This is a genomic window from Oleomonas cavernae, from assembly GCF_003590945.1.
In the GTDB taxonomy this organism is placed as follows: domain Bacteria; phylum Pseudomonadota; class Alphaproteobacteria; order Zavarziniales; family Zavarziniaceae; genus Zavarzinia; species Zavarzinia cavernae.
In genome coordinates, this window is sequence record NZ_QYUK01000016.1 from 222,112 (window position 1) to 246,761 (window position 24,650).

The 24,650-nt window shown below is 68.6% G+C and carries 25 protein-coding genes and 2 pseudogenes; 13 read left to right on the forward strand and 14 right to left on the reverse strand.

Annotation, left to right across the window (positions count from 1 at the left end):
* Positions 1–127: 127 nt before the first annotated feature.
* Both D3874_RS30920 and glpD read right to left on the reverse strand, forming a co-directional pair.
* A pseudogene (locus tag D3874_RS30920) lies at positions 128–748 on the reverse strand (HAD family hydrolase); the annotation flags it as partial.
* Positions 749–802: 54 nt separating this feature from the next.
* A pseudogene (gene glpD, locus D3874_RS26295) lies at positions 803–2,310 on the reverse strand (glycerol-3-phosphate dehydrogenase).
* Positions 2,311–2,412: 102 nt separating this feature from the next.
* On the opposite strand from glpD, the gene D3874_RS26305 reads away from it, so the two are divergent.
* Positions 2,413–3,000: a hypothetical protein gene (locus D3874_RS26305; protein ID WP_119782678.1), complete on the forward strand. Its 588-nt coding sequence runs from the start codon at positions 2,413–2,415 to the stop codon at positions 2,998–3,000.
* 70 nt (positions 3,001–3,070) lie between these two features.
* Here D3874_RS26305 and D3874_RS26310 read toward each other — a convergent pair whose 3' ends face one another.
* Positions 3,071–3,508: a hypothetical protein gene (locus D3874_RS26310; protein ID WP_119782679.1), complete on the reverse strand. Its 438-nt coding sequence runs from the start codon at positions 3,506–3,508 to the stop codon at positions 3,071–3,073.
* 210 nt (positions 3,509–3,718) lie between these two features.
* Here D3874_RS26310 and hisN point away from each other — a divergent pair, with 210 nt between their 5' ends.
* A complete protein-coding gene (gene hisN / locus D3874_RS26315) occupies positions 3,719–4,519 on the forward strand; it encodes a histidinol-phosphatase (protein ID WP_119782680.1) in 801 nt (266 codons plus the stop codon).
* Between the two features lie 11 nt (positions 4,520–4,530).
* Here the strand turns inward: hisN and D3874_RS26320 are convergent, their stop codons facing one another.
* The gene (locus tag D3874_RS26320; protein ID WP_147385876.1) at positions 4,531–5,100 is read right to left on the reverse strand and encodes a hypothetical protein; all 570 of its coding nucleotides are present in this window, start codon (positions 5,098–5,100) and stop codon (positions 4,531–4,533) included.
* A gap of 273 nt (positions 5,101–5,373) precedes the next feature.
* Between D3874_RS26320 and D3874_RS26325 the strand changes: the two genes are divergently transcribed.
* Positions 5,374–5,655 carry a type II toxin-antitoxin system TacA family antitoxin gene (locus D3874_RS26325; RefSeq protein WP_147385877.1) on the forward strand — a complete coding sequence of 94 codons (282 nt, stop codon included), beginning with the start codon at positions 5,374–5,376 and terminating at the stop codon, positions 5,653–5,655.
* Positions 5,652–6,155: a GNAT family N-acetyltransferase gene (locus D3874_RS26330; RefSeq protein WP_233560390.1), complete on the forward strand. Its 504-nt coding sequence runs from the start codon at positions 5,652–5,654 to the stop codon at positions 6,153–6,155. The genes D3874_RS26325 and D3874_RS26330 overlap by 4 nt, the downstream gene beginning before the upstream one ends.
* Here D3874_RS26330 and D3874_RS26335 read toward each other — a convergent pair.
* The 3 genes from D3874_RS26335 to D3874_RS26345 all read right to left on the reverse strand — a co-directional run bounded on the left by D3874_RS26335 (position 6,148) and on the right by D3874_RS26345 (position 9,935).
* Positions 6,148–7,077, reverse strand: a complete 930-nt coding sequence (locus tag D3874_RS26335) for an alpha/beta fold hydrolase (RefSeq protein WP_158596231.1) — start codon at positions 7,075–7,077, stop codon at positions 6,148–6,150. The two genes, D3874_RS26330 and D3874_RS26335, sit on opposite strands and share 8 nt — an antisense overlap.
* A gap of 181 nt (positions 7,078–7,258) precedes the next feature.
* Entirely contained in the window at positions 7,259–8,902 is a 1,644-nt protein-coding gene (locus tag D3874_RS26340; protein WP_456306456.1) for a peptide chain release factor 3, read from the reverse strand.
* Between the two features lie 46 nt (positions 8,903–8,948).
* Positions 8,949–9,935, reverse strand: coding sequence for an aldo/keto reductase (locus tag D3874_RS26345; RefSeq protein WP_119782685.1), 987 nt, complete (start codon positions 9,933–9,935; stop codon positions 8,949–8,951).
* A 97-nt stretch (positions 9,936–10,032) separates the two neighbouring features.
* Here D3874_RS26345 and D3874_RS26350 point away from each other — a divergent pair, with 97 nt between their 5' ends.
* Together D3874_RS26350 and D3874_RS26355 are read left to right on the forward strand one after the other, a co-directional pair.
* Positions 10,033–10,635, forward strand: coding sequence for a TetR/AcrR family transcriptional regulator (locus D3874_RS26350; RefSeq protein WP_119782686.1), 603 nt, complete (start codon positions 10,033–10,035; stop codon positions 10,633–10,635).
* 18 nt (positions 10,636–10,653) lie between these two features.
* Entirely contained in the window at positions 10,654–11,625 is a 972-nt protein-coding gene (locus D3874_RS26355; protein WP_119782687.1) for an NAD-dependent epimerase/dehydratase family protein, read from the forward strand.
* Positions 11,626–11,770: 145 nt separating this feature from the next.
* On the opposite strand, the gene ygiD is transcribed toward D3874_RS26355, so the two are convergent.
* The gene (ygiD, locus tag D3874_RS26360; RefSeq protein WP_119782688.1) at positions 11,771–12,550 is read right to left on the reverse strand and encodes a 4,5-DOPA-extradiol-dioxygenase; all 780 of its coding nucleotides are present in this window, start codon (positions 12,548–12,550) and stop codon (positions 11,771–11,773) included.
* Between the two features lie 27 nt (positions 12,551–12,577).
* A complete protein-coding gene (locus D3874_RS26365; protein WP_119782689.1) occupies positions 12,578–13,000 on the reverse strand; it encodes a DoxX family protein in 423 nt (140 codons plus the stop codon).
* Positions 13,001–13,100: 100 nt separating this feature from the next.
* Here D3874_RS26365 and D3874_RS26370 point away from each other — a divergent pair, with 100 nt between their 5' ends.
* Positions 13,101–14,015 carry a LysR family transcriptional regulator gene (locus D3874_RS26370; protein ID WP_119782690.1) on the forward strand — a complete coding sequence of 305 codons (915 nt, stop codon included), beginning with the start codon at positions 13,101–13,103 and terminating at the stop codon, positions 14,013–14,015.
* 156 nt (positions 14,016–14,171) lie between these two features.
* Here the strand turns inward: D3874_RS26370 and D3874_RS26375 are convergent, their stop codons facing one another.
* Positions 14,172–15,020 (reverse strand): toll/interleukin-1 receptor domain-containing protein, encoded by an 849-nt coding sequence (locus tag D3874_RS26375; RefSeq protein ID WP_158596232.1) that lies wholly within the window; start codon positions 15,018–15,020, stop codon positions 14,172–14,174.
* Between the two features lie 218 nt (positions 15,021–15,238).
* Between D3874_RS26375 and D3874_RS26380 the strand changes: the two genes are divergently transcribed.
* Positions 15,239–15,964 (forward strand): RluA family pseudouridine synthase, encoded by a 726-nt coding sequence (locus tag D3874_RS26380; RefSeq protein WP_233560392.1) that lies wholly within the window; start codon positions 15,239–15,241, stop codon positions 15,962–15,964.
* Here D3874_RS26380 and D3874_RS26385 read toward each other — a convergent pair.
* Positions 15,946–16,746: a DUF2066 domain-containing protein gene (locus D3874_RS26385; protein WP_119782692.1), complete on the reverse strand. Its 801-nt coding sequence runs from the start codon at positions 16,744–16,746 to the stop codon at positions 15,946–15,948. The genes D3874_RS26380 and D3874_RS26385 overlap by 19 nt on opposite strands.
* A 198-nt stretch (positions 16,747–16,944) precedes the next feature.
* Here D3874_RS26385 and D3874_RS26390 point away from each other — a divergent pair, with 198 nt between their 5' ends.
* The 3 genes from D3874_RS26390 to D3874_RS26400 all read left to right on the forward strand — a co-directional run bounded on the left by D3874_RS26390 (position 16,945) and on the right by D3874_RS26400 (position 18,104).
* A complete protein-coding gene (locus tag D3874_RS26390) occupies positions 16,945–17,409 on the forward strand; it encodes an NUDIX hydrolase (protein WP_119782693.1) in 465 nt (154 codons plus the stop codon).
* Positions 17,410–17,481: 72 nt separating this feature from the next.
* Positions 17,482–17,757 carry a TetR/AcrR family transcriptional regulator gene (locus D3874_RS26395; RefSeq protein ID WP_119782694.1) on the forward strand — a complete coding sequence of 92 codons (276 nt, stop codon included), beginning with the start codon at positions 17,482–17,484 and terminating at the stop codon, positions 17,755–17,757.
* Positions 17,676–18,104, forward strand: coding sequence for a TetR/AcrR family transcriptional regulator (locus D3874_RS26400; protein ID WP_158596233.1), 429 nt, complete (start codon positions 17,676–17,678; stop codon positions 18,102–18,104). Before D3874_RS26395 ends, D3874_RS26400 begins: the two co-directional genes overlap by 82 nt.
* Here D3874_RS26400 and D3874_RS26405 read toward each other — a convergent pair.
* Both D3874_RS26405 and D3874_RS26410 read right to left on the reverse strand, forming a co-directional pair.
* Complete coding sequence (locus D3874_RS26405; RefSeq protein ID WP_119782696.1) at positions 18,085–21,210, reverse strand: efflux RND transporter permease subunit; 3,126 nt, start codon at positions 21,208–21,210, stop codon at positions 18,085–18,087. The genes D3874_RS26400 and D3874_RS26405 overlap by 20 nt on opposite strands.
* The gene (locus D3874_RS26410) at positions 21,207–22,244 is read right to left on the reverse strand and encodes an efflux RND transporter periplasmic adaptor subunit (protein ID WP_158596234.1); all 1,038 of its coding nucleotides are present in this window, start codon (positions 22,242–22,244) and stop codon (positions 21,207–21,209) included. Before D3874_RS26410 ends, D3874_RS26405 begins: the two co-directional genes overlap by 4 nt.
* Positions 22,245–22,413: 169 nt before the next feature.
* Here D3874_RS26410 and D3874_RS26415 point away from each other — a divergent pair, with 169 nt between their 5' ends.
* Together D3874_RS26415 and D3874_RS26420 are read left to right on the forward strand one after the other, a co-directional pair.
* The gene (locus tag D3874_RS26415) at positions 22,414–22,779 is read left to right on the forward strand and encodes a TetR/AcrR family transcriptional regulator (protein WP_199699375.1); all 366 of its coding nucleotides are present in this window, start codon (positions 22,414–22,416) and stop codon (positions 22,777–22,779) included.
* A complete protein-coding gene (locus tag D3874_RS26420) occupies positions 22,674–23,069 on the forward strand; it encodes a TetR/AcrR family transcriptional regulator C-terminal domain-containing protein (protein WP_147385878.1) in 396 nt (131 codons plus the stop codon). The genes D3874_RS26415 and D3874_RS26420 overlap by 106 nt, the downstream gene beginning before the upstream one ends.
* 145 nt (positions 23,070–23,214) lie before the next feature.
* On the opposite strand, the gene D3874_RS26425 is transcribed toward D3874_RS26420, so the two are convergent.
* On the reverse strand, positions 23,215–24,645 hold the full coding sequence (locus tag D3874_RS26425) for an efflux transporter outer membrane subunit (protein ID WP_158596235.1): 1,431 nt from the start codon (positions 24,643–24,645) through the stop codon (positions 23,215–23,217).
* Positions 24,646–24,650 lie beyond the last annotated feature (5 nt).

A 24,650-nucleotide genomic window follows, 5' to 3' on the forward strand; every position in this document is an offset into this window, starting at 1 on the left:
CCCCGCCGCCGGGCGTCACATAGGCCGGCAGGGCCGTCATGCGGTCCTTGAAGGCCGCGACATTGGCCACCCCGACGGCATGGGGAAAGAAGCCGAACATCGGCGCGTCATTGGGGCTGTCCCCGGCGAAGACCACGCGCGCCTTCACCGCATCGAGATCGCGGCCCAGCACTTCGGCGAAGAAATGCCGGGTCATGGCCAGCTTGTCGTAGGCGCCGAACCAGCCGTTGACATGGATCGAGCTGACCTTGGCGACCGCGCCCGCCGCCTCGAACAGGGCGATGATACGGTCGACCTCGCGGGGCGGCAGCGGCGGCACGTCTTCGCAGAAATCGATCGCGAGATCGGCCTCGCGGCTGAACTGGTCGCTGGCGACCGCGGCGCCCGGGACCTGGGCCAGGATCACGTCGCGCAACCGGTCCAGCCGGGCGCGGTCGGCGGCCCGTTCCTGCGCGGATTTCCAGTAGCGCCGGGTCATGCGCCGGGCCTGGTCGTCATAGCGGTAGTAGAAGGCGCCGTTCTCGCCCACCACGCCGTCGACCGGCCATTGCCGGGCGATCAGGTCGCACCAGCCGGCGGGCCGGCCGGTGATCGGCACCACGGTAACGCCCGCGTCGCGCAACCGCTCCATGGCGCCGTAGGCCACGGCCGGCAGGCGCCCCTCGTGGGTCAGGGTGTCATCGATATCGGTGAGTACGACCTCGACCGCCGCCCGGTCGGACTCAGTGAATTCAGACAGGGGTTTCATCGCCCGCTCCACAGCATCATCCCGGCCTTCGCCGGGATGATAAAATGGGGGCAATCACGCCTGGGCCGCCACGGCGCTGCGCTGGGCAAACCAGCGGCCGACCGCGTCGCGCCCGGCATCGTCCAGCAGGATGAAGGTCTTGGTCCGGCGATAGAGGAAGTCCTCGGCGGTACGGGCGTCCTCGACCGTTACCGCGTGAAGCAATTCCGCCTCGGGGATCCCGGGGGCGATTTCGCGGGCGAGTGCCGGATCCTGCCGCACCATGCCATAGAGGCTCTCGATCTCGGCGCCATAGGTGAAGGCCCAGCGCCTGGCCACCGCCGGCGCCACCGCTTCCGGGCCACTTCGGGCCAGGCGGGCCAGGTCGTCGCGGCCCAGGGCCCCGCCATGGATCGGCTTGGTGGTGGTCCAGCTCGGCCCCAGCTTGGCGCCCAGGCCGGCCAGTTCGGCCATGACCAGCTCGCCCAGCTTGCGGTGCGTGGTGATCTTGCCGCCATAGATCGAGACCATGGCGCCGGTCCCCTGGCGGGTCGAGACCAGCTCGTATTCGCGGGTGACCTTGGAGGGATTGTCGGCCCCGTCGTCGACCAGGGGGCGCACGCCCGACCAGGTCCAGACCACGTCTTTAGCACTCACCTCGTGATTGAAATTGCGGCGGTAGCAGTCGAGCAGATAGTCGCGCTCGGCATCGGAACATTGCGGCCTGGCCGGGTCGCCGTCGTGGGGCACGTCGGTGGTGCCGATGATGAGGAACTTCTCCAGCCAGGGAATGACGAAGACCACCCGCTTGTCATTGTTCTGCAGGGTGAAGGCCCGGGTCTCTTTCGGCTCGGGCATCGGGATCACGATGTGGCTGCCGCGCACCAGGCGCAGGCGCTTCTGGCTCGGCGCCGCGCCGGCCATCTTGGTCAGCACGTCGTTGGCCCAGGGGCCGCCGGCATTGACCACGAAGCGCGCCTCGACCTGCCGGGGCTGGCCGTCCTCGCGCACGGTGACGCGGTAACCGTCGGCGATCGGCTCGATCCTGGTCACCGGGCGATAGTTGCCGATGTCGGCGCCCCGTGCCCGGGCATCCAGCAGGGTCTCCAGGGTCAGGCGGGCATCGTCGGTCCAGCAGTCGGGATAGTGCAGGATGGCGCGCACGCCGTCCGGCTTCAGGCGGGGCACGGCCGCCGCCTCGGCCTTGGTCAGGCGACCGGTCTTGGCCAGCAATTGCCGGCCCGAGAGCAGGTCGTAAAGGATGAGCCCCAGGCGCACCACCCAGGCCGGGCGCGGCTGGGTCTTGGTCACCGGGACCAGGAACTGCAGCGGGAAGACCAAGTGGGGGCGAGCTTCATCAGGGTCTCGCGCTCGCGCAGCGACTCGCGCACCAGGCGGAATTCATACTGCTCGAGATAGCGGATGCCGCCGTGGATCAGCTTGGACGAGGCCGAGGAGGTGGCCGAGGCATAGTCATTGGCTTCCGCCAGGAAGACCTTCAGCCCGCGCCCGACGGCATCGCGCGCCACCGCCGCCCCGTTGATGCCGCCGCCGATCACCACCAGATCGTATCGCGTAGTCATGCCCACCTGCAGTACTGCTCAATCGCCGCTGTCATACCATGGATGTCCGTGCTGGTGGCAAACCTTGGACAGGCTATCGTCCAGGGGCCGAGGGAGATTTCCATGCCGCAGCCGCCACAATTCGTCGACCGCAACGACCGGCGCCTGCGCCGGCTGGGCCTTGCCGGTCGCCAGGTAACGGTGACCCTGGGCGAGCGCGAGATCCTGCTGACCGGCGAGGCCGGCAGCACCGCCCGCATCGCTTTCGCGAGCCTGACCAGGGCCCGCTTCGGTTTCGTGGAGGGCAAGTCGGGCACCTATCCCTTCGTCCGCCTCTGGCTGTCGGGCCAGGACAGGCCCCTGGAGCTCGGCGGCGGCTACGGGCGGCAGCCCTATTATGCCTTCGCCCACGCCCTGGCCGCCGCCCTGTTTGCCGCCCGTCCGGACCTGGCGATCGAGACCGGGGACGGCTATTTCACCCCCATCCTGGTCATCGGCGCCTTTGGCGCCATGGCCCTGTTCTGCACCGGCATGACCCTCTTGCTGCTCCTGAGCGGCTCGGAAGACTGGACCGATTTCCTTGGTGCCCTGGCCGTCTCCCTGGCACTGCTCATCCCCCTGGGCTGGTGGTCGCTGAGCCGCTACGCCCCGCGGCGGATCCGGCGGGCCGACGAGGTGCTTCGCGCCCTGCCCGGCTACAAGCCGGCCTGACATGGCCAGCCTTGCGCCCGCCGCGGCGGGCGCAAAAGTCACAGGCTCGCTTGCATCCCCAAGCCGGCTTTCACTGGGCAGAGCCCAGACATGATCCGACTGCGGCAGCCATCGTCGCGAGATTGCCTTCCTTCAGGAAAATCTGATTGGCAGCCCAGTTTTCTATCTCCACCAAACCAGTCCCCACTTGTCTGACAGTAAGTGTATAGATCGGATACTCGCCACGGGACTGAGCGCCCGTGCCTCTATAGTGCTTAGTAAGATCGCACATCACCATAAGCGTGCCCGCCGCTCTGTCCTCTAAGATCAGGGCGTCCTGGATCGAAGAATTACAATCCCGCTCTGCAATCTCGTCCCGCAGGCAGCGCGCAACCGTGGCCTTGTCGCCCGCTCCGCGCCTCACCTCGGTGGGAACGCTGTCGAAAGCACCACCACGTTCCAATCCTCCACCGCCGACGCAACCTGCCAGCAGGCATCCGAGAACCAACACCTGAGCGAACCTGTGCATGCGCCCTAACCTCAAATTGTTGCCAATAACGAAGAACAATCTCGGCAAAAGAAGAATGGGTTTCCCTCTTGCTAAGGCGCCGATAGCACCTCATGAAATTTACACTCTTCCCCATATGCCTCATAGCGCGGCCACGGCCCAAACGATCACTGCCGTGCTTGCTTCCCGCCATGCCCACTTCTAGCGTGCCTCGACAACTGTGAGATTCTGATGCCGCTTTCCCCCGACGAAATCGACACCCTGACCGCCTTCGCCGGCACCCTGGCCGATGCGGCGCGGGCGGCGATCCTGCCCTATTTCCGCACCGCCATGGCGGTGGACGACAAGGGCGAGCAATGGGGCGGCGCCAAGGGCTACGACCCGGTGACCGAGGGCGACCGGGCGGGCGAGGCCGCGATCCGCGCCCTGATCGAGGCGCATTACCCCGACCATGGCATCCTGGGCGAAGAATTCGGGCCTAAGAAGGGCGCCAGCCCCTTCACCTGGGTGCTCGATCCCATCGACGGCACCCGCGCCTTCATCACCGGCCTGCCCCTGTGGGGCACCCTGATCGGCCTGAACGACGGCACCCGGCCGGTGCTGGGCGTGATGGACCAGGGCTTTACCGGCGAGCGCTTCACCGGCAGTGCCGCCGGCAGCTTCCTCAACGGCAAGCCGATCAGGACCCGTGCCTGCCCCTCGCTCGGCGCGGCCCGCCTGATGGCCACCGGCCCCTACCTGTTCCGCACGGCGCAGACCAAGGCTGCCTTCGAGCGCGTCGCCGCCCGGGCCCAACTGCTGCGCTTCGGCGGCGACTGCTATGCCTACTGCATGGTCGCGGCCGGCCATGTCGACGCGGTGGTCGAGTCGAGCCTCGAGACCTATGACATCCAGGCCCTGATCCCGATCATCGAGGGTGCCGGCGGCGTGGTCACCGCCTGGGACGGCGGCGATCCCCAAGCCGGCGGCAATGTCGTCGCCGCCGGCGACAGGCGCGTGCATGCGGAGATATTGGCGCTGATCAACAGCTGATCCGATTGCCTTCAGGGGATCAATTTGCCGCCTGGCGGAGCGGACGGCGGCGGTGCCGCCAGCCTTGCATGGCTCGCGCAGCTATCGACCGCGGCCAGGATCGATTTCTGCCGGGCATCTCCCCGCAAAGGCACGGGGGTGATCCACAACCGCGCCTCGACCACAGACGGCGCCACATCGCGAAACGCCGCGACAAAAGCCGCGTAACCCGCCAGATCCGCGTTGGTGCCCTCCATCGCCGCGTCGAAAGCTTGGCCGATGATGAAGCCCATGAGGCCTGCACCCGCCGCGCCAGCTCCAGCACCGCCGCTACCTTCGACGGCACAGCGCAGGACCCGCGTCTGCCCGCCGTCGGCAGACATGGCTCTCAACGTCTGGGTGGGATCGCCGCATTCGTCCTGCACGTCGGCATTCGACGCCACGCAGGTTGCCAGTTGCTGGGCGTCACCCTTGTAGTAAGAGGCATTGTCGGGCGGCGTGGTGGTTGGGTCCCGCATGCGCGCACATCCAACCGGCCCCATCGCGAGAATCAGGGCTAGAACGCCCCCAAGCAACGGAACGCGAAACGCGATTTGGCGCACTCTACCCTCCTCGACGGCACGCTACAACGCTGAGAACAACTATAGCATGTTGCCAGAAGTTCGTGCATGTTTCGAATAGCATTCGGCGTTTTCTATTCGAGGGCGCATCACGCCCATCCGGCCATCAAACGCCGCCCAAAGCTGCTCCCTGAACTCGTCCCGCTCCTTCAGGATCTCGGCGCCAGCGACCCTCGATCTCGACCAAGACGGCAGCGATACCGGCACAGTTGAAGCGTACGCCTATTGGTCGTACATTTCAATCAGGAGACCGCCATGCCCCGCATCGCCCAACGCCCCGACCGGATCAGCCTGCGCATCAGCGCCCAGGCCAAGCGCACGCTCGAACGGGCAGCCGCCTATGCGGACAAGTCGCTGACCGACTTCATCACCGAGGTGGCGATGCAGCGGGCCGACGCGATCGTTCGTGAGCAGGAAGTCATCAGCCTCTCCGCGCAGGAATGGCAGCGGTTCCAAAGCCTGTTGCTCGATCCGCCGGCCCCGAACGACAAGCTGATCCACGCCTTGGCCGAACACAGCCGGATCGTGCGACGGTGAGTTTCGCCGATGCCTCGCTGGTGATCGAGCCGTTGCGGCAAGATCATGATCGCGAGGCCTTCGCCTGCGGTGTCGAAAGCCTCGACCGATACATCAAAACCCAGGCTGGCCAGGATATCAGGCGCGGTATTGCACGCGTCTTCGTCGCCGCAACCGTCGAGCGGCCGACGACGATCCTGGGTTACTATACGCTGAGTGCCACATCCGTTGCCGCTGCCGAGCTCCCGCCGGCCATCGCCAGGCGGCTGCCGCGATACCCGATTCCGGCCGCGCTGATCGGCAGGCTGGCCGTCGCGCAGGCAACAGCTGGCCAGGGCCTGGGCAAGGTGGTGCTGGCGGACGCGATCAAACGCACAATTGCCGCCGCCGAAACGCTCGCCGTGGCTGTCATCGTCGTCGATCCGATCGATGACCGAGCAGCCTCCTTCTATGCGGCATTCGGCTTTGCCGAGCTGCAAGCAGCGCCACGACACATGGTTCTCGCCTTGTCGATCAAGTGACGGCGCAACGAACCCAATCATCAAACGCCGCCCAGAACTGCCCCCTGAATTCGTCCCGCTCCTTCAGGATCTCGTGCCGGCTGCCCTCGATCTCGACCAGGGTGGCGCGGCGCAGGCGGGTGGCGGCGTGGCGCTGGGCGGCCGGCGAGACGACCTGGTCGGCGCCGGCGACGGCGAGCATGACGGGGACATCGATCGCTTCCAGGGCGCCCGGCAGGTCGATCGCGGCCACCGAGCGGAAGGCGGCGTCCAGCCAGCCGAAGGTGGGGCTGCCCAGTGCCAATCGGGGTTCCTGGGCGATGAACCAGGCCTGGTCGCCGGCGCGGTCGGGGTCTGACGTGAGGACGTTGAAACCGGTGCCCGATTCCTTGGGCGACGGCGCCTGGGCACCGCGCAGGCCGGCGCGCGACAGGCTGCGGGCGAGGCGCCTGGCCGTGGTCGCCGAGAAGCGGCCGGTGTTGATGCCCAGCATGGCGGCGGAGACCACCGCGCCGCTGACCTTTCGGCGCAGCGCCGGCCGTTCGGCGAGCGCCCGCAACACGATATGGCCGCCCATGGAATGGGCCACGACGATCAGGTTCGGGGCCGCGATCGCCCCCACGAACAGTTCCAGGTCGTCCATGTAATCGGTAAAGTCGCGGACATGGCCTTTCATCCGGTTGGCGAGCGGCCGGCCCGACAGGCCCTGGCCGCGCCAGTCCATCATGTGGACGTTGAAGCCGCGGTCTTGCAAGTCGGCGATGGTCTCGAAATATTTCTCGATGAATTCGTTGCGGCCGGTCAGCAGGGCCACGGTGCCCCGGGCCTCGCCGGGTGCCGCCCAGGCGGCGGTGCGCAGGCGCGTGCCGTCACCGGCCTTCAGGTAATGGAACGCGCCGCCCGGCGGGGCGGTCAGCCGCCGGGCTTCGCTTGGCAAAGTCACGTGACCTGTCCGTTTCCCTCGCCGCCGCTTGCGGGGGAGAGGGAAGGGGCCCGTCGCGCCAGCGATGGGAAGGGTGAGGTGGTGGGTCGGGCGGAGCGTGATTTATGCCGTCGACCCACCTCACCCAACCCTCTCCCCCCTGAAGGGCGGAGAGGGCTTATGGATTGGGCCCGCGCCATGGTCACGGCGCCTGGGAGGCTGCGGTCAGGCGGGCGCCTGAATCCGTGATCTGCTCGCGGGTCGAGAGGAAGCGGACGCCGGGCCAGTCGTCCATGGCACGTTGCAGGTACCAGTTGTTGCGGGCGAGGTAGACCAGGGCGCCGTCGTGATCCTCGGCCAGGTTCATCTGGTTGCCGTCGACGAATTTCTCGACCGCCGCCTTGTCGTCGGCATCGACCCAGCGGGCCAGTTCGAAGGGCGCCGGCTCGAACTCGATGTCGAGGCCGTATTCAGCCGACAGGCGGCTGCGCAGCACCTCGAACTGCAGCGGCCCGACCACGCCCACGACATAGTCGCCGCCGATGCGCCGGCGGAACACCTGGCTGGCGCCTTCCTCGGCCAGTTGGTCCAGCGCCCGGCGCAGGTGCTTCACCTTCATCGGGTCCTCGAGCTTCACCCGGCGCAGCATTTCAGGGGCGAAGGAAGGAACCCCCAAGAAGGCCAGGTCCTCGCCCTCGGACAGGGTGTCGCCGATGCGCAAGGTGCCGTGGTTGGGAATGCCGAGGATATCGCCGGCGAAAGCCAGGTCCGCGGTCTCGCGGTCGCCGGCCATGAACTGCACCGGATTGTTGATCGCCAGCATGCGGCCGGAGCGGACGTGCTTGAGCTTCATGCCGCGCTTGAACTGGCCCGAGACCAGGCGCAGGAAGGCCACCCGGTCGCGGTGGTTGGGGTCCATGTTCGCCTGGATCTTGAAGACGAAGCCGGCGACCTTGTTCTCGGTCGGCTCCACCAGGCGCGCCGCCGCCTTGGCGGGGCGTGGGGAAGGCGCCTTCTCCGCCAGGCCCTGGAGCAGTTCTCGCACCCCGAACGAGCGCAGGGCCGAGCCGAAGAAGATCGGCGTCAGGTGCCCGGCGCGATAGGACTCTTCATCGAAAGGCGGGCTCAAGGCCCGCAGCATCTCGACATCCTCGCGCAGCTTGGCCACCAGTTCGGCCGGCAGGCGAGCGTCGATCTTGGGATCGTCCAGGCCTTCGCACTTCTCGATCTCGGGCATTTTGCCGCCCGCGGTACGATCGATCAGGATCAACTCGTCATGGAACAGGTCGTAGCAGCCGTGGAAGTCGCGGCCCTGGCCGATCGGCCAGGTGGCGGGCGTGACATCCAGCGCCAGCGTCTTCTCGATCTCGTCCATCAGCTCGAAGGGATCGCGCGCCTCGCGGTCCATCTTGTTGACGAAGGTGACGATGGGCACGTCGCGCAGGCGGCACACCTCGAACAGCTTCAAGGTCCGCGCCTCGATGCCCTTGGCGGCGTCGATCACCATGATCGCGCTGTCGACCGCGGTCAGCGTGCGATAGGTGTCTTCCGAGAAATCCTCGTGGCCGGGGGTATCGAGCAGGTTGAAGGTGCAGCCGTCGGCCTCGAAGGTCATGACCGAGGCGGTGACCGAGATGCCGCGTTCCTGCTCCACCTTCATCCAGTCGGAGCGGGCGCGCCGCTGGTCGCCACGGGCCTTCACGGCGCCGGCGGTCTGCACGGCGCCGCCGAACAGCAGCAGCTTTTCAGTCAAGGTGGTCTTGCCGGCGTCCGGGTGCGAGATGATCGCAAAGGTGCGCCGGCTGGCAATAGCGCTCTCGAGCGGGGTCACGGCCGGTCCTGTCAAAGAAGTGGCGGGACACTAGCGGCCCCGCCCCTTTGGTTCAAGCCGATCAGGTCCCCACGCCCTTCATGCCCTCGGGCGTGTAGCGCTCGCCGGTCACGGCGTCGGGCACGAACAGGGTGTCGAGGACGTCGATTTCGCCGGTATTGAGGCGGATGGCGGCGGCCGCGGCATTCTCGGCCACGCGGGCGGCCTTGGTGGTGCCCGGGATCGGGATCACATGGGGCTGCTTGGCCAGGATCCAGGCCAGGGCGACCTGGGCCGGCGTCGCCTGCTTCGCCGCGGCAAAGGCCGCCAGGGCATCGGCCAGCTTCAGGTTGCGCGCCAGGGCCTCGCCCTGGAAGCGGGGCAGGAACTGGCGGAAATCGCCTTGCCCGAAGTCGTCGGCCGTGCGGAAACGGCCGGTCAGGAAGGCCCGGCCCAGGGGGCTGTAGGCGACGAAGGCGGCCCCCAGTGCCTGGCAGGCGGCCAGGACGTCGACCTCGGGCTCGCGCGTCCACAGCGAATATTCGCTCTGCATCGCCGTGATCGGATGCACCAAGGCCGCCTTGCGCAGGGTCGCGGCCGAGACTTCTGATAGCCCCAAGTACCGCACCTTGCCGGCCTCGACCAGGCGGGCCATGGCGCCGACCGTCTCCTCGATCGGGTACGCCGGGTTCACCCGATGGGCGTAGTAGAGGTCGATCGTCTCGATGCCGAGACGGCCGAGCGAGGCATCGCAGGCCTGGGCGATATAGTCGGGCGAATTGTTGATGCGCCGCTCGTAGGTGCCGGGCTTGCGCTCGATGCCGAACTTGGTGGCGATCGTCACCTTGTCGCGGCGGCCGTTCAGGAACCGGCCGAGCAGGCGCTCGTTGTCGCCGGAACCGTACATGTCGGCGGTATCGAAGAAGTCGATGCCGGCATCGAGGGCGGCGCCCAGGGTGACCAGCGAGGCGGCGTCGTCCGCCTTGCCGTAGAATTCAGACATGCCCATGCAGCCGAGGCCGATGGCAGACACGGTGAGGCCGGACGAGCCGAGGGGGCGACGATCCATGATCAAACTCCGGTGTCGGTGATATGTCGGGAGATGCCCGGTGGTATCGGCACCGGACATGGTGTAAACTATACCGTATCGTTTACTTTGTCAAGAGATGGCTGAAACCACGCCCTCAAAACCCGGCCGCAAGACCGCCGCCGTCCTGACCGCCGCCAAGCGGCTGTTCCTCGAGCGCGGCTATGCCGGCACCTCGATGGATGCGGTGGCCGCTGCGGCGCCCGTCTCCAAGCGCACGCTGTACCAGTATTTCCCGGGCAAGGAAGAGTTGTTCGGCGCGGTGATCGACAGCGTGTGGTCGGGCCTGGGCAGCACCGCCATACCTGCCGGCGAAGACCCGCGCGCGGTCTTGCGCGGCTTCGTGGAACGGCTGATCGCCCATTGGGAACATCCCGATGTCATCCCCCTGCTGCGCCTGATCATGGCCGAAGCACCGCGGGCGCCCGAACTCTCGGCCGCCTATTATGCGCGTGGCAAGGCGCCGGCCGTGGCCACCCTGGCCGCCTATCTGCGCCCGCTGGCCGCGCGCGGGAGCCTGGCCACGGCCGACCCGGAACTGGCCGCGGTCCAGTTCCTGGGCATGATCAAGGAAGCCCTGTTCTGGCCCCGGGTGCTGGGCGTGCCGGCCGGGCTGGACGCGGACAAAGTGATTGCGGGAGCGATCGATCGTGTTCTGATAGCGCCCGAAAACAAAAAATAAGCCGCGGGAGGCGGACCCATGCAGATTTTCGTGACCGGGGCTTCGGGTTTCGTTGGCGGCGCCGCGACAAGGCGGCTGGTCGCGGACGGGCATTCGGTCAGCGCCATGTCGCGCTCTGCCGGCAGCGACCTGAAGATCGAGGCCCTGGGCGCGCAGCCGGTGCGCTGCGACCTGGAGGATGTCACGGCGGCACACCTCGACAGTGCCGACGTGGTGATCCACGCCGCCGCCTTCGTCGAGCCCTGGGGCCCCAAGGACGCCTGGGACCGGCTCAATGTCGGGGGCACCAGGCGCATGCTGGCGGCGGCCAAGGCCGCCGGGGTGCGCCGCTTCGTCCACATCGGGACCGAGGCGGCGATCGTCCACGGCCAGCATGTCCACATGGCCGACGAAACCGTGCCCTTGTCCCTCGACAGCCCCTACCCCTATTGCCGCACCAAGGCCTTGGCCGAACAGGCGGTGCGGCAGGCCAACGATCCCGCCGCCAGTTTCGAGACCGTGGTGCTGCGCCCACGCTTCATCTGGGGGCCGGGCGACCAGACCATCCTGCCCATGATCAAGGCCATGGCGGCGAGCGGCCAATGGTCGTGGTTCGACCATGGCCGCGCCGTGACCTCCACCACCCATGTCGAAAACCTGGTCGAGGCCATTGTCCTGGCGCTCGACAGCGGCCGCGGCGGCGAGGCCTATTTCATCCTCGACGACGGCGAACGCTCGATGCACGAGATGATTTCCGGCATGGCCGCCAGCGTCGGCGTCGCCCTGCCCGAACGCTCCCTGCCCGGCTGGCTGGGCCACGCCATCGGCGCCGTGCTGGAGGGGACATGGCGCACCTTGCGCCTGAAGGGCGCCCCGCCCCTGACCCGCCACGCCGCCATGGTGATGTCGCGCGACTGTACCCTGATCGGCGACAAGGCCCGGCGCGAAATGGGTTACGTGCCGAGGATCTCGGTCGAGGAAGGCCTGGCCGCGCTGAGGAACCAGGGCTGACTGCACCCCCTCAATCGTCATGCCCGGCCTTGTGCCGGGCATCCACGTCGTGACGACGCAAACTGGTAAAAGGTAATCGCGAGCGGCTCGACGTGGATGGCCGGGACAAGCCCGGCCATGACGATTCTTTGTTATGTTCGATGTTTCACGCCGCCTGGGCGGTACCCCAGGCGTCCATGGCCAGGATGCCATAGGTATAGCTGCGATGGCGGGCGGCCAGGGTCTCGCCGGGGTGGGCGGCGCCCATGACCGTCATCAGGGGCAGCAGGTGCTCCTCCGTCGGGTGGTTGCGCAGGCCGAAGGGGGCCTGGTTGCGATAGTCGAGGACCGCCGCGGTATCGCCCTGTTCCAGCCGCTGTGCCATCCAGTCGGCAAAGGCAACGGCCCAGGGCGCGGGCGGCTGCTCCTGCACGGAAGAGCGGAATTCGTGGAGATTGTGGGTGAACGAGCCCGAACCCAGGATCAGCACGCCTTCGTCCCGCAGGGGGCGCAGCGCCTGGCCGATCTCATAGGCATGGGCCGGCCCCAGGTGGCTTTGCACCGAAAGCTGGGTCACCGGCACATCCGCCTGCGGATAGGCCAGCTTCAGCGGCACCCAGGCACCGTGATCGAGCCCGCGGGCGGGATCGACCTGCGTGCCCGGCACCAGTTCGGCGACGCGCGCCGCCAGATCCGGCGCACCGGGGGCGGGGTACTGCATCTCGAACAGGGCGCGGGGGAAACCGCCGAAATCGTGGATGGTGCGAGGCCGCTCAACGGCCGAGACCTTGGGGGTTTCGGTCTCCCAATGGGCGGAGACGACGAGAATGGCCGCGGGGCGCGGCAGGACGCGGCCCAGCCCCACGAGGAAGCGATGGGCCAAACCGTCATCCAGGGCCAGCATGGGCGAACCATGGCTGACAAAGAGCGCAGGCAGGCGGGTCATGGCCGTTGGTCCTCGTGGGGCGACAGGTTACAGCCGGGCCAACTTGCCGGGCAGCCGGGCGCCCAGGGCATAGGCGCCGGGGCCGATCAGGGCGCAGGCCAGCAGCAGCACGGTCCAGGCCACCGGGAATTCCCAGCCGCCGCCGGTGCCCGAGAAGACCCAGCCGTTGCCGACATGCTGCAAGGCGGCGCCGATCAGCAGCGGGATCGAGGCCAGGGCGGCCAGGCGCGGCAGGAGCCCCAGGATCAGGCCCAGGCCAGCGGCGATTTCGGCAAAGGCGACGAGATAGGCCAGGCCGCCGGGATAACCGATCGACTCGAAATAGCCGGCGGTCCCGGCCAGGCCGAAGGTCATCACCTTCAAGACCAGGCCATGGGCCAGCGACAGCACACCAAGGGTCAGGCGCAGGATCAAGGCGCCCAGCGACGCCGCAGTGACCTGATCGTTCATCAAAGACTCTCCAGGGGGATGGATGTTGGTTCGGATGCCAATATAGGGCCGCCTCAACCATTGTTGAAATCAATGATCTGAAGATAGATTATTTCTAATCATGATATCGGACCGGATCGACCTGAACCTTCTGCGCCTGTTCGAGGCGGTCATGCTGGCGGGCAACGTCAGCCGGGCGGCGCAGGCCCTGGGGATGACCCAATCAGCCACCTCCAACGGCCTGGCCCGCCTGCGCGAGGCCCTGGGCGATCCCTTGTTCGTGCGCCGGCCGGGCGGGGTGGAGCCGACGGCACGGGCGCGCGACCTGGCCGGGCCGGTGGCCGATGCCCTGGCCCGCCTGCGCGGCGCCCTGGACGGCCCCGGCCCCTTCGATCCCGCCGTGGCCACGGCCGAGGTGATCATCGGCACCTCGGACCATGCCGAACTGGTGCTGGGCACAAGGCTGGTCGCCCGGCTCAACACGGCGGCGCCGGGGATTTCGGTGACCTTCCGCCATTGCGACCGCTCGGACGCCGTCGCCCTGATCGACGATGGCGCCGTCGCCCTGGCGATGGGCGTGCTGCCCGAGCCGCCGGCACGCATGACCAGGCTCTATCTGTCGCGCGAGGATTTCGTGGTGCTGATGCGGCCGCAGCATCCCGCCGCCGGCGGCACGCTCGATCTCGATGGCTATCTCGCCCATCGCCACCTGCTGGTCTCGGCGGTTGCCAGCCGCATCGGCGCGGTCGACCGGGTGCTGGCCGAACGCGGCCTGTCGCGCCGATTGGGCCCGGTCGTCTCGCATTACCTGGCGGCCGGGGTGATGGTGGCCGGCAGCGACCTGCTGGTCACCCTGCCCCGCTCGGTGGGCGAGGTGCTGGCGGGCGCTTTCGCCCTGGCCACCCGCGCCCTGCCCCTGGCCCTGCCAGCCATGCGCCTGGCCATGATCTGGCACCGGCGCGACGACGAGGCACCCCTGCACCGCTGGCTGCGCAAGGAATTGGCCGCTTTGGCACGCACGCCCTCCGGCAACTAGGTCGCAGCCAAGCTCCCTCGCCCCCAACGGGGGAGAGGGCTGGGGTGAGGGGGCCGACACCTCTCCAAGCCCAACCGGCCGTCAGCGCGGCTCCCGCGACCCCTCACCCCGGCCCTCTCCCCGCAAGCGGGGCGAGGGAGTTTAGGGTTCTTCCTCCTATCCCACCGGGCGGGGGCAGCGGCGGAACGGCAGGTTGGCCAGGTCGGCGTCGCTGCTGGCCGCGACCGGCTGCAGGGTCTCGGCGTCGACGCGCAGCAGGCGCTGGGTCCGCTCTTCGACCGTGCCGTCGCCGTCCCACAGCAGGATCAGGCTTTCGTCGGCGACGGTAATGGTGCCGGTGCCGGTCAGGGGGTCGCCCACCTGCGGGTGGTGATAGGCCATGGTGAAGCGGCCGTCCTTGGTCACCACCACCTCGCGCCAATGATTTTCCTGCCCCACCTCGCACCACACCCCGGCCAGGAACTGTGGGGCCAGCGCCGGCGGGCGCAGCACGAAGAACCAGACAGCGGCAGCGATCGCGGCAACAGCGCCCAGCCCCAGGCCGGCCAGCATCGGCCACAACCGCCGCTGCGGCCTGACCGGCGCCGCCTTGGGGCCGGGCCCGGCGGTGCCGGCCAGGTTGCCGATCGCCTGCACCAGGGGCAGCAGTTGCGTCTCCAGCGGCGACTTGAAGGCATCGACCCACTGGTTGGCGCCGACGAAGAATTCCAGCGAGCCCGAGGGCGTCACCTCCCGGATGCGCACAGGCAGCACCGGCTTGGTCCGCGACACCGCCCGCTCGACCTCGCGCCGGACATATTGGGAAGCGTTGGCGTCTTCCGACAGGATCAGGATCAGCGCCTTGACCTCGCCGATCGCCTCCATGATCGCCCCGCCATAGTCCGCCCCCGGCGCCACGTCGCGCGGCGCGATCCAGCAGGTGATCCCCCGCCCCTCCAGGAACCCCGCGACGGCATAGGCCGCCTCGCGATCCGGCGTCGCATAAGACACGAAGACGTCAGGCATCGATTTCCCCTCGAACCGGCCCATTGTGCCGGGAAGGCCCTGAGGCGGGAAGGCTGTTCCCTCTCCTCCTGGGAGGAGAGGGTCAGGGTGAGGAGGGAAACACCGCCGGCCGGCGCAAGCCCCCCTCCCCCAACCCCCTCCGCCCTAAAGGGCAGAGGGGGCTTTACTCTCCCCACCGGCTTTGACATTGCGCCCGCGATCGACAAGAGTGCGCCGCCATGCCCCGCCCTGCTCACCGGCCCACCCTGACCGCTGCCGAAATCGAGGCGCGGGTCCTCTACAAGGACTCGCTGATCATCGTCGTCGACAAGCCGGCGGGCCTGCCGGTGCACCAGGGCCCGGGCGGCGGGCCCAACCTGGAACAGTCCTTCGTGCACCTGCGCTATGGCCTGCCGCGGGCGCCGTCGCTGGGCCACCGGCTGGACCGCGATACCACCGGCTGCCTGGTGCTGGGGCGCCATCCCAAGGCGCTGGCCAAGCTGGGCAAGATCTTTGCCGGCGGCCGGGCCGAGAAGACCTATTGGGCGGTGGTCCATGGCCGCCCGGCGCAGGCGAGCGGCACGATCGACCTGAGCCTGACCAAGCTTACCCCCAAGCAGGGCTGGCGCATGGTGGTCTCGCCCGACGGGCAGAATGCCGTTACCGACTACAAGGTCATGGGCAGCAGTGCCGACGGCCGCCTGTCGTGGCTGGAATGCAAGCCCCGCACCGGCCGCACCCACCAGATCCGCGTCCACTGCGCCGAACTGGGCTGCCCGATCCTGGGCGAGCCGATCTATGGCCGGGCCGAAGGCGCGCCGCCGCCCGACGAGCCGCTGCACCTGCTGGCCCGTGCGATCCGCCTGCCGCTCTACCCCAGCCGCGACCCGGTCGAGGTTGTCGCCCCGCCGCCCGAGCACATGCTGACGGCCCTTGCCGCCTGCGGTTACATCGGCGCGCCGTGACCTGACAGGATCCGGGCAGCACCACCGACCCCGGCCCGGAAGGCATCGTCGAACGAGACCCCCTCGACCGACCACGACTTGGTGGCCTGGTCGTTGACCATGCGCCAGTCGGTGCGCCAGCCGAGCCTTGCCTCGTCCCAGGTCATGTCGCCGACCAGCAGGGCATCGGCCCCCAGCGCCTTGATGATGGCGGCCGGCGGCGGTGCCGCGGGGGTCAGGCCCAGGGCGTCGAGCCTGTCCACCTGGGGCAGTGCGATCGGCACGCCGAAGCGCCGGCCGGCGGCATCGAGCGCCTCGACCTGGGCACCGCGGGTAACCCCCTTGATGCCGCGGGCGACGATCCAGGTGTCGCCGTCCCGGTGGGCCACGGCGATGACCGCCACCACCGGTCGGTCCGCCCCCCAGGCGGTCGTCCCCAGCTCGCCCAGGAGGGTATCGATCTTGGCCGCGTCGAAGGTCGGGCGCAGGAAGAAGGGCCGGTCGCGGGTGCCCTGCTCGTCCCCCACCGGGAGGGCCTTCATGCGGTCTTCGTATTCCAGGCTGGCCACGAACTCGCCCGCCCGGGCAGCCAGCGGCTCGACCCGCGGATCGGCGGCCAGCCGGGGATCGCCCGAGACCTTGACCAGCACCTCGGGCAGGCATTGGGCGAGGCCGCGCGCCCGCTCCGCCTCGCCCTGGCCGGTCACCATGGTCTCGCACCAGGTCAGTTTTTCGACTGGCGCCGCCAGGGCGGATGATGCCGCCAACAGCAAGCCGGCCACCACGGCGTGAGAGGTCTTCATTCGTCGTATCCTTCACCGTCGCCGCAAGACTAGCCAGCCGTCGCGGCCAAGGGGAGTCATCTCGTTGCAACGGTATTCTGGTAGGAATTGATTTGGCAGCGCTTGGCAGTGCTGTAGGGTCGGGCAGACAATCGATCGGACAGCGTCTGCCGAGTCGGGGCGTTACCGAGTTGGGGCGTTATAAAGTATCGGGGAGAGATGGCGACCAAGCCGACGCTGCGCCAATACGCCGCCCTGCCGATCGACCTGCGATCCGGCCGGCTGGAGATTGTCTTGGTTACGTCGCGAAGCAGCGGCCGCTGGATCGTGCCCAAGGGCCGGCCCGAGGCGCGGATGCGCGGCCACGAGGTGGCGAAGATGGAAGCCTTCGAGGAGGCGGGCCTGCTGGGCGCCGTGTCGCCCAAGCCGATCGGCTCGTTCGGCGCCGAAAAGGGTGAGGGCCCGAATTTCACCCTGGCGCGCGTCGCCCTCTACCCGTTCCGGGTCGAAGGCGACGCGCAGGATTTTCCCGAAAAGGGCCAGCGGGAAATCCGCCGCGCCTCCCTGCTCGAAGCGCTGATGCTGCTGTCCGACGGCGGGCTGATCTCGATCCTGGTGCGCAACGAGCACCGGCTGATCGATCTGCTGCCGCCGCCCAGCGCCGGCCTTGCGCCTAAGAGTTGAGCGCAGGGCCGGAACCTGCGCTAAAATGTCAAACGGCGCGGGGGCGCTGAACGCGGCCGGGAGAGTGGCGCAATGATAGAGTCCGCAGGACCGACCAGGGTTGCGCGCCGCAAGTCGCAAGTGACCAAGGAGCGTATCGCGATCGTTGCCCTGGAGCTGTTCAACCGGCTGGGCTACACGCCGGTGACGACCAACCGCATCGCCCAGGCCTGCGATATCTCGCCGGGCAACCTCTACTATCACTTCCGCAATCGCGAAGACATTCTGTGGTTCCTGTTCGAGGGGGTCGAGGAACAGGTCCGGACCTTTTTCCTCCATCCGCCCTTCCCGAGCGGGGCCTGGCGCTGATCCGCTGCCAGATCGAGGCGGTACTGGCGATTCTGCTGGAATACCGCTTCTTCTTTCCCGACCAGACCGCGATCCTGCGCCGCGACGAGCGGGTGATGACAGCCTTCCGCGGCCTGCAGACCGATGTCATCGCCGCGATCAGCATCGAGCTGGCGGCGGCCACGGCCCATTCATCGGTGCCGCCGCCCGAGCCGCAGGCCCTGGCCCGGTCCCTGTGGCTGGTGGTCACCGGCTGGGTGACCTTCCTGCTGGCCCAGGGGCGGCAGATCGACCGCGACTCGGTCCATGAAGTGCTGGAGATCGCCCTGGCCCTGGTCCGCCCCTTCATCATTGAGCCGCGCCGCTAGCCCGCTCCCGCGCTTCGGCCTCGATCCGGCGGGCGGCGAAGCGCTTGCCGAAGTGCTTCGCGATGAAGGCCTGGATGTCGTCGACCACGGTGAAGATCACCGGCACATAGACCAGGCTGAGCAGAGTCGAGGTGATCAGGCCGCCGATCACCGCGATCGCCATGGGCGAGCGGAATTCGGTGTCGGCGCCGATGCCCGCCGCGATCGGCAGCATGCCGGCGCCCATGGCGACCGTGGTCATGATGATCGGCCGGGCCCGCTTGTGCGCCGCCTCGATCAACGCCTCGCGCCGGCTCATGCCGTCCTCCTGCTGTTTCAGCACATATTCGACCAACAGGATCGAGTTCTTGGCCGCGATCCCCATCAGCATCAGGATGCCGATCAGCGCCGGCATCGACAGCGCCTCGCCCGTTACGAACAGCAGGCCGAAGGCACCGCCGAAGGACAGCGGCAGGGCGGTCAGGATGGTCGCCGGGTGGGTGAAGCCCTTGAACAGCAGGACCAGCACGACATACATCAGGAACACGCCGGTCAGCAGGGCGATGAGGAAGCCCTGCATCAGCTCGGCCAGGTTCTCGACGTCGCCCGTGGGCAGTTCGTGCACGCTGTCGGGCAGGTCGCGCATCGACGGCAGGGCATGGACCCGGTCGGCCGCGATCCCCAGCGGGATGCCGATCAGCTCGCCCTCGATGCTGGCGCTGCGCCGGCGGTCGAGGCGATTGATCTGCGCCAGGCCCGAGCCGTGCTCGATATCGGCGACCGCGGCCAGGGGGACCGAACCGCCGTCCTTGGTGGGCACGCGCAGGGCGGCGAAGGTTTCGGGATCGGCGCGGGAAGTATCCTCCAGCATCAGGCGGATCGGGATCTGCCGGTCGGGCAGGTTGAATTTGGGCAGCGCCTGGTCGATGTCGCCCAGGGTGGCGACCCTGGCCACCGCGGCGATGGTCTCGGCCGCGACACCCAGTTCCGCCGCCTTGTCGGGCTTGGGGGTGATGCGGATTTCCGGCCGGGTCAGGTTCGCGGTCGAGGCGACATTGGCCATGCCGGGAATGCCCCGCATCTCGCGTTCGACCGCCCGCGAGACCCGCGACAGCACCTCCGGATCGTCGCCCACCAGGGTGAGCTGGAATTTGGCGCCCGACGAACCGTCGGCGCCGAAGCGCACGCGGGCGCCCGGCACCTGGCGCAGCAGGACGCCCACCTCGTTTTCGAATTCCTGCTGGGTCAGCTTGCGCTGGCCGCGCGGCACCAGGTTGACCGTCACGGTCGCCCGCCGCACCTCGCCCAGCAGCGAGCCGCCGCCGCCGGGACCGCCCACGGTGGTGGTGGTACCGATCGAGACATAGACCGAGGAGACTTCCGAACGGGCCTGCAGGGTCGCGGTGAGCTGGCTGACCGCGGCATCCGTCTCGGCCAGGGACGAGCCCGGCGGCAGTTCGACCGACATGACCGAACGGCCGCGATCGCTGACCGGCACGAAATCATTGGGCAGCAGGCCCGACAGCGCGATCGAGCCGATGAAGATGCCGATGCCGGCCACGACCACGACCAGGCGGTGATCGAGCGACCAGTTGAGGAAGCGCAGATAGGGCCGCATCCAGCCCGGCTCGCGGTGGGGATGGGCTTCCTCGCCGCGCAGCAGATAGGCGCCCATCAAGGGGGTGAGCATGCGCGCGACCAGCAGCGAGAACAGCACCGAAACGCAGGCGGCGATGGCGAAGGACTGGAAGAACTGCCCGACCACGCCCGGCATGAAGCCGACCGGCATGAACACGGCGACGATGGTGGCGGTGGTGGCGACCACCGCCAGGCCGATCTCGTCCGAGGCCTCGAGGGCCGCGGCGTAAGGCGCCTTGCCCTGGGAGATATGACGGACGATGTTCTCGATCTCGACGATGGCGTCGTCGACCAGGATGCCCACGGTCAGGGACAGGGCCAGCAGGGTGACGATGTTGATCGACTGGTCCAGCAGCGCCATCACCGCGAAGGTCGGGATCAGCGACAGGGGCATGGCGACCGAGGTGATGAAGGTCGCCCGCCCGTCGCGCAGGAACCAGAACACCACCACCACCGCCAGGGCCGCGCCCAGGGCCAGCGCCTCGATCGAGGCCTCGTAGCTTTCGACCACGAAATCGACGCCGGCCGTCACCTCCTCGAAGGAAACATCGTCGCGCGTGGCGTCGAAGGCGACCAGGGCCCGGCGCACCGCGTCGGCGACGTGAACCTCGCTGGTGCCACGGGTGCGCATGACGCTGAAGCCGACCACCTCGTCGCCGTTGTAGCGGGCCCTGGTGCGCGGCTCGGCAAAGGAATCCTCGACCGTGCCCAGGTCCGACAGGCGCGCGGTGCGGCCGTCGGGCAGGTCGATGCGGGTCGCTGCCAGGGCTTCGACCGTGGTGGCGCTGCCCACCGTGCGGATCGCCTGCTCGCCCGTGCCGATGGTGGCGCGGCCGCCGGGCAGGTTGATGTTGATCCGGCGCAGTTGCTGGGACACCGCCGAGGAAGACAGCCCCAGGGCCGCCATGCGTTCGGGATCCAGGCGGACGCGGATTTCGCGATCGACCCCGCCTTCGCGGATCACCTCGGCCACGCCCTTGATCGCCAGCAGGGTCTTGGCAACCTCGTTGTCGATGAACCAGCTGCGTTCCGCCGGCGTCATGGCCGGTGCGCGCACCGCATAGGTGAACAGCACGCCGCCCGACGAATCGACCTGCTCGACCACCGGGTCCTCGGCATCGCCCGGCAGGTCGGCGCGGATGCCGGCCACGGCATTGCGCACGTCATTGGTCACACGATCGAAATTGACGCCCAGCAGGAATTCGACGGAGGTGATCGAGACGCCGTCGCTGATGCTCGAGGTGATGTGCTTGACCGCGCCCAGGCCGGCCACCGAATCCTCGACCAGGCGGGTGACCTGGGTTTCCAGTTCCGACGGGGCGGCGCCGGGCTGGGTCACTGTCACCGTGACGATCGGCAGGTCGACGTCCGGGGTGTTGTTGATCCGCATCGAGACAAAGCCGGCGACGCCGGCGATGGTCAGGATCAGGAACAGGACGATGACCGGGACCGGGTTGCGGATCGACCAGGACGACAGGCCGCCCTTCATCGCCGGGCCTCCACCACGCCGACATGGTCGCCGTCTTCGAGGAAGCCCGCCCCCTGGACCGCCACCGGCTCGCCGGCGGCCAGGCCCTGGCGGATCTCGACCGCGCCGTCGCGGCGCAGGCCGGTCTCGACCGCGCGGAAATGGGCGACACCGTCCGTGCCGACGATGAACACGCCCTCGGCCCCGTCGCGCCAGATGACCGAGGTCTGTGGCACCATCACCACCGCGACCTCGCCGCGATCGATGGTGGCGGTGGCGAACATGCCGGGGCGTAGGCCCGAGCCGGCGGGCAAGGCGATGTGGGCAACACCTAAGCGGGTCCTGGCGTCGACCCGCGGCGCCAGGCTGCGGATCCTGGCCGGGACCGGAACCGCGAGCCCTTCGGCCCGCACGCTGGCCGCAAGGCCGGGGGCGAGCGTGGCGAACTCGGTTTCCGGCACCTCGGCGTCGAGTTCCAGGCGGCCGTCGCGGATCAGGCGGAACAGTTCGACCCCCGGCGACACCACCTGGCCCAGATTGATGCTGCGGACCGCCACCGTGCCGGCCACCGGGGCGGCGATCACGGCCTGGGCCAGGCGGGCCTCGATCTCGGCCCGGGCAGCCTCGGCGACCGCGACCTGGGCCGCGGCGGTGCGTTGCGCCGCCAGGCGCTCGTCGAGGGCTTGCTGGCTGGCATTGCCCCGGGCCTGCAGGTCGCGGGTGCGGCGCAGGTTCGCCTCGGCCTCGGCCAGGGCGGCCTTGGCCGCGCTCAGGTTGGCCACCTGCTGGTCGCGCTGGGCCTTGATGACACTGTCGTTCAGGCGCAGCAGGACCTGGCCCGCGGTGACGCTGTCGCCTTCGTCGACCAGCATCTCGACCACGGCCAGGCCCTGGGCTTCGGCGCTGACGACGATTTCCTCCCACGGCACCACGCTGCCCGAGGCCACCACCTGGCGGGCCAGGGCGCGGGACTGCGCCAGCACCGTCGTCACCGTCAGGGTCGGGCCCTTTTCGGCCGCGGCGGACGGGGCCTGGTCGCAGCCGGCCAGGCTCAACGCCAGAACCACCGCCAGGGGGCGGCGGCCAGGGCGCCCGACAGGCGCGACAGGATGGGGCGGGTCGACACGGCCATGGAGCCTACTCTCACAAGCGTTGCACGGTGAACAGCAACGGACGCTACATAGATATATTGACTAACTCGTCGGTCAATGAAAAGAAAGAGGCATGAGCAGCGACAACGCAAATTTCGATCGCGGCGACGGGATCCGCAAACGCCAGAAGGCGGCGCGGCCGGGCCAGATCATCGAGGCCGCCCTGGCGGAATTCGCCGAGAAGGGCTATGCCGCCACCCGTCTTGAGGAAGTGGCGCGCCGCATCGGCGTCAGCAAGGGCACGATCTACGTTTACTTCGCCAGCAAGGAAGAATTGTTCAAGGCGATGGTGCGAACCACGCTGGTGCCCCTGTTCGAGGGGTCGAGCAGTTGGTGGCGCAATCGACCGCCGGCGGCGAGGCCCTGCTGCGCGCGGTGCTCGACATTGCCTATCGCGGCCTGGTGGGCGAGGCCAAGGCGCGGGAATTCCTGCGCCTGATGATCGGCGAAGCCTCACGCGTGCCCGACCTGGCGAAATTCTACCTGCAGGAAATCACCGGCCGCGGCAACCGGGCCCTGCTGGGCGTGCTGGAGAAGGGTGCGGCGACCGGCGAATTCTCGGCCGATGCCCTGGCCCGCTTCAAGGCCATGCCGGAAGCCCTGGTCGCCCCGATCGTGATGGCCGCGCTGCAACGGCTGACCTCGAACCACTGGGACGAGGTCCCCGACCTGGAAGCCCAGATGGCCGCACACCTGGACCTGATCCTGAACGGCCTGCGCCCGCGGTAGGGCCGGCATCGGCGTCGTGCGTCCTTCGAGACGGCCCTGCGGGCCTCCTCAGGATGAGGAGAATCTTTGTGGCAAAAAAATCGTCCTCATCCTGAGGAGCCACCAAAGGTGGCGTCTCGAAGGACGCACGGTGCTGCCCCAAACGCTATTGCGGCCCCGCCTGCCAGCCGCCGCCCAGGGCCTTGTAGAGGCCGACCACGGCCTGGAGGGCTGAAAGCTTGATCTGGGCCTGGGCATCGACCGCGGCATAGAGCGATTGCTGCGCGGTCAAGACCGACAGCAGGTCGCCCGAACCGGCGCGGTACTGGATCTGCGCCAGTTCCAGCGCCCGGCGGGCCTGAGCCACCTGGTCGTCCTGGAACACCCGCTGGCGCTCCAGGCTGTCGACCGAGCCCAGCGCCACCTCGACATCGCGCAAGGCGGTCAGGATGACGGCGCGGTAGGACTGCACCAGTTCCACCTGCTGGGCCTCGCTCAGGTCGTACTGGGCCGCGCGCTGGCCGCCGTCGAAAATGGTCTGCACCAGCGAGGCGGCCAGCGAATAGGCCGCCCCCGACAGGCTGAACAGGTCGCCGAAGGCCGCCTGCTGCAGCGCCATCGACGCGCTGAGCGTCACCTGGGGGAAGAAGGCGGCGCGGGCGACCGCGATATTGGCATCGGCCGCTGAAAGGCGGGCCTCGGCGGTCTTGATGTCGGGCCGGCGCTCCAGCAGGGCCGAAGGCAGGCCGGCCGTAACCTTTGGGACCCCGACCGAGGCAAGGCTGGTCGCGGCGACCTGGAAACCAGAGGGCACCTTGCCCAGCAGGATGGCGAGCGCCGTCAACTGTTCGCGGGCCTGCTGTTCCAGGGGTGGGATCGCGCCGCGGCGCTGGGCTACCACCGTGCGCTGCTGGGCGAGGTCGAGATCGCTGCCGGCGCCGGCATTCACCCTGGCCTCCACCAGGCCCATGACATCCTCGGCAATCGCTAGATTGCTGCGCGCCACCGCCAGCCGGTCGCGCAGCGACAGTACCTGGAGATAGGTGGTGGCAACGCCGGTGGTCACCGTCAGGGCCACCGTCTCCTGGTCGAAGCGGCTGGCGGCGAGCGAGGCGGCGGCCGCGGCCTCGCCGGCGGCATTGGCGCCCCAGAAATCGACCTCGTAACTGGCGCTCAGGCTGGCCGCATAGGTGTCGTTCCAGCCACCGGCAGTATTGCTGCTGCCGGTGGCCGAGCCGCTGGTGCTGGCACCGCTGCCGGCACGCCTGGTGGTGCCGCTGCCCGAGAACGACAGGCTGGGCAGCAGGCTGGCGCCGGCGATGCGCAGTTGCGCCTGCGCCTGGGTCACCCGCGCGGCGGCGGCGGCCATGTCGGTATTGCTGGCCTTGGCATCGGCCACCAGGCGATCGAGTTCGGCGCTGCCAAAACCCTTCCACCAGTCCAGCGCCGGCCAGACATCGGCCGTGCCCACCGGCACCGGGGCATCCCAGGCGGGCGGCGCCGCGACCACGGCGGGCGGCGGCGTCTTCTTGTAACCGCAGGCGCTCAAGGCGAGCGTCGCGACGAGAGCGGCGGCGAACGGGCGGAGGGTGGACATGTTGC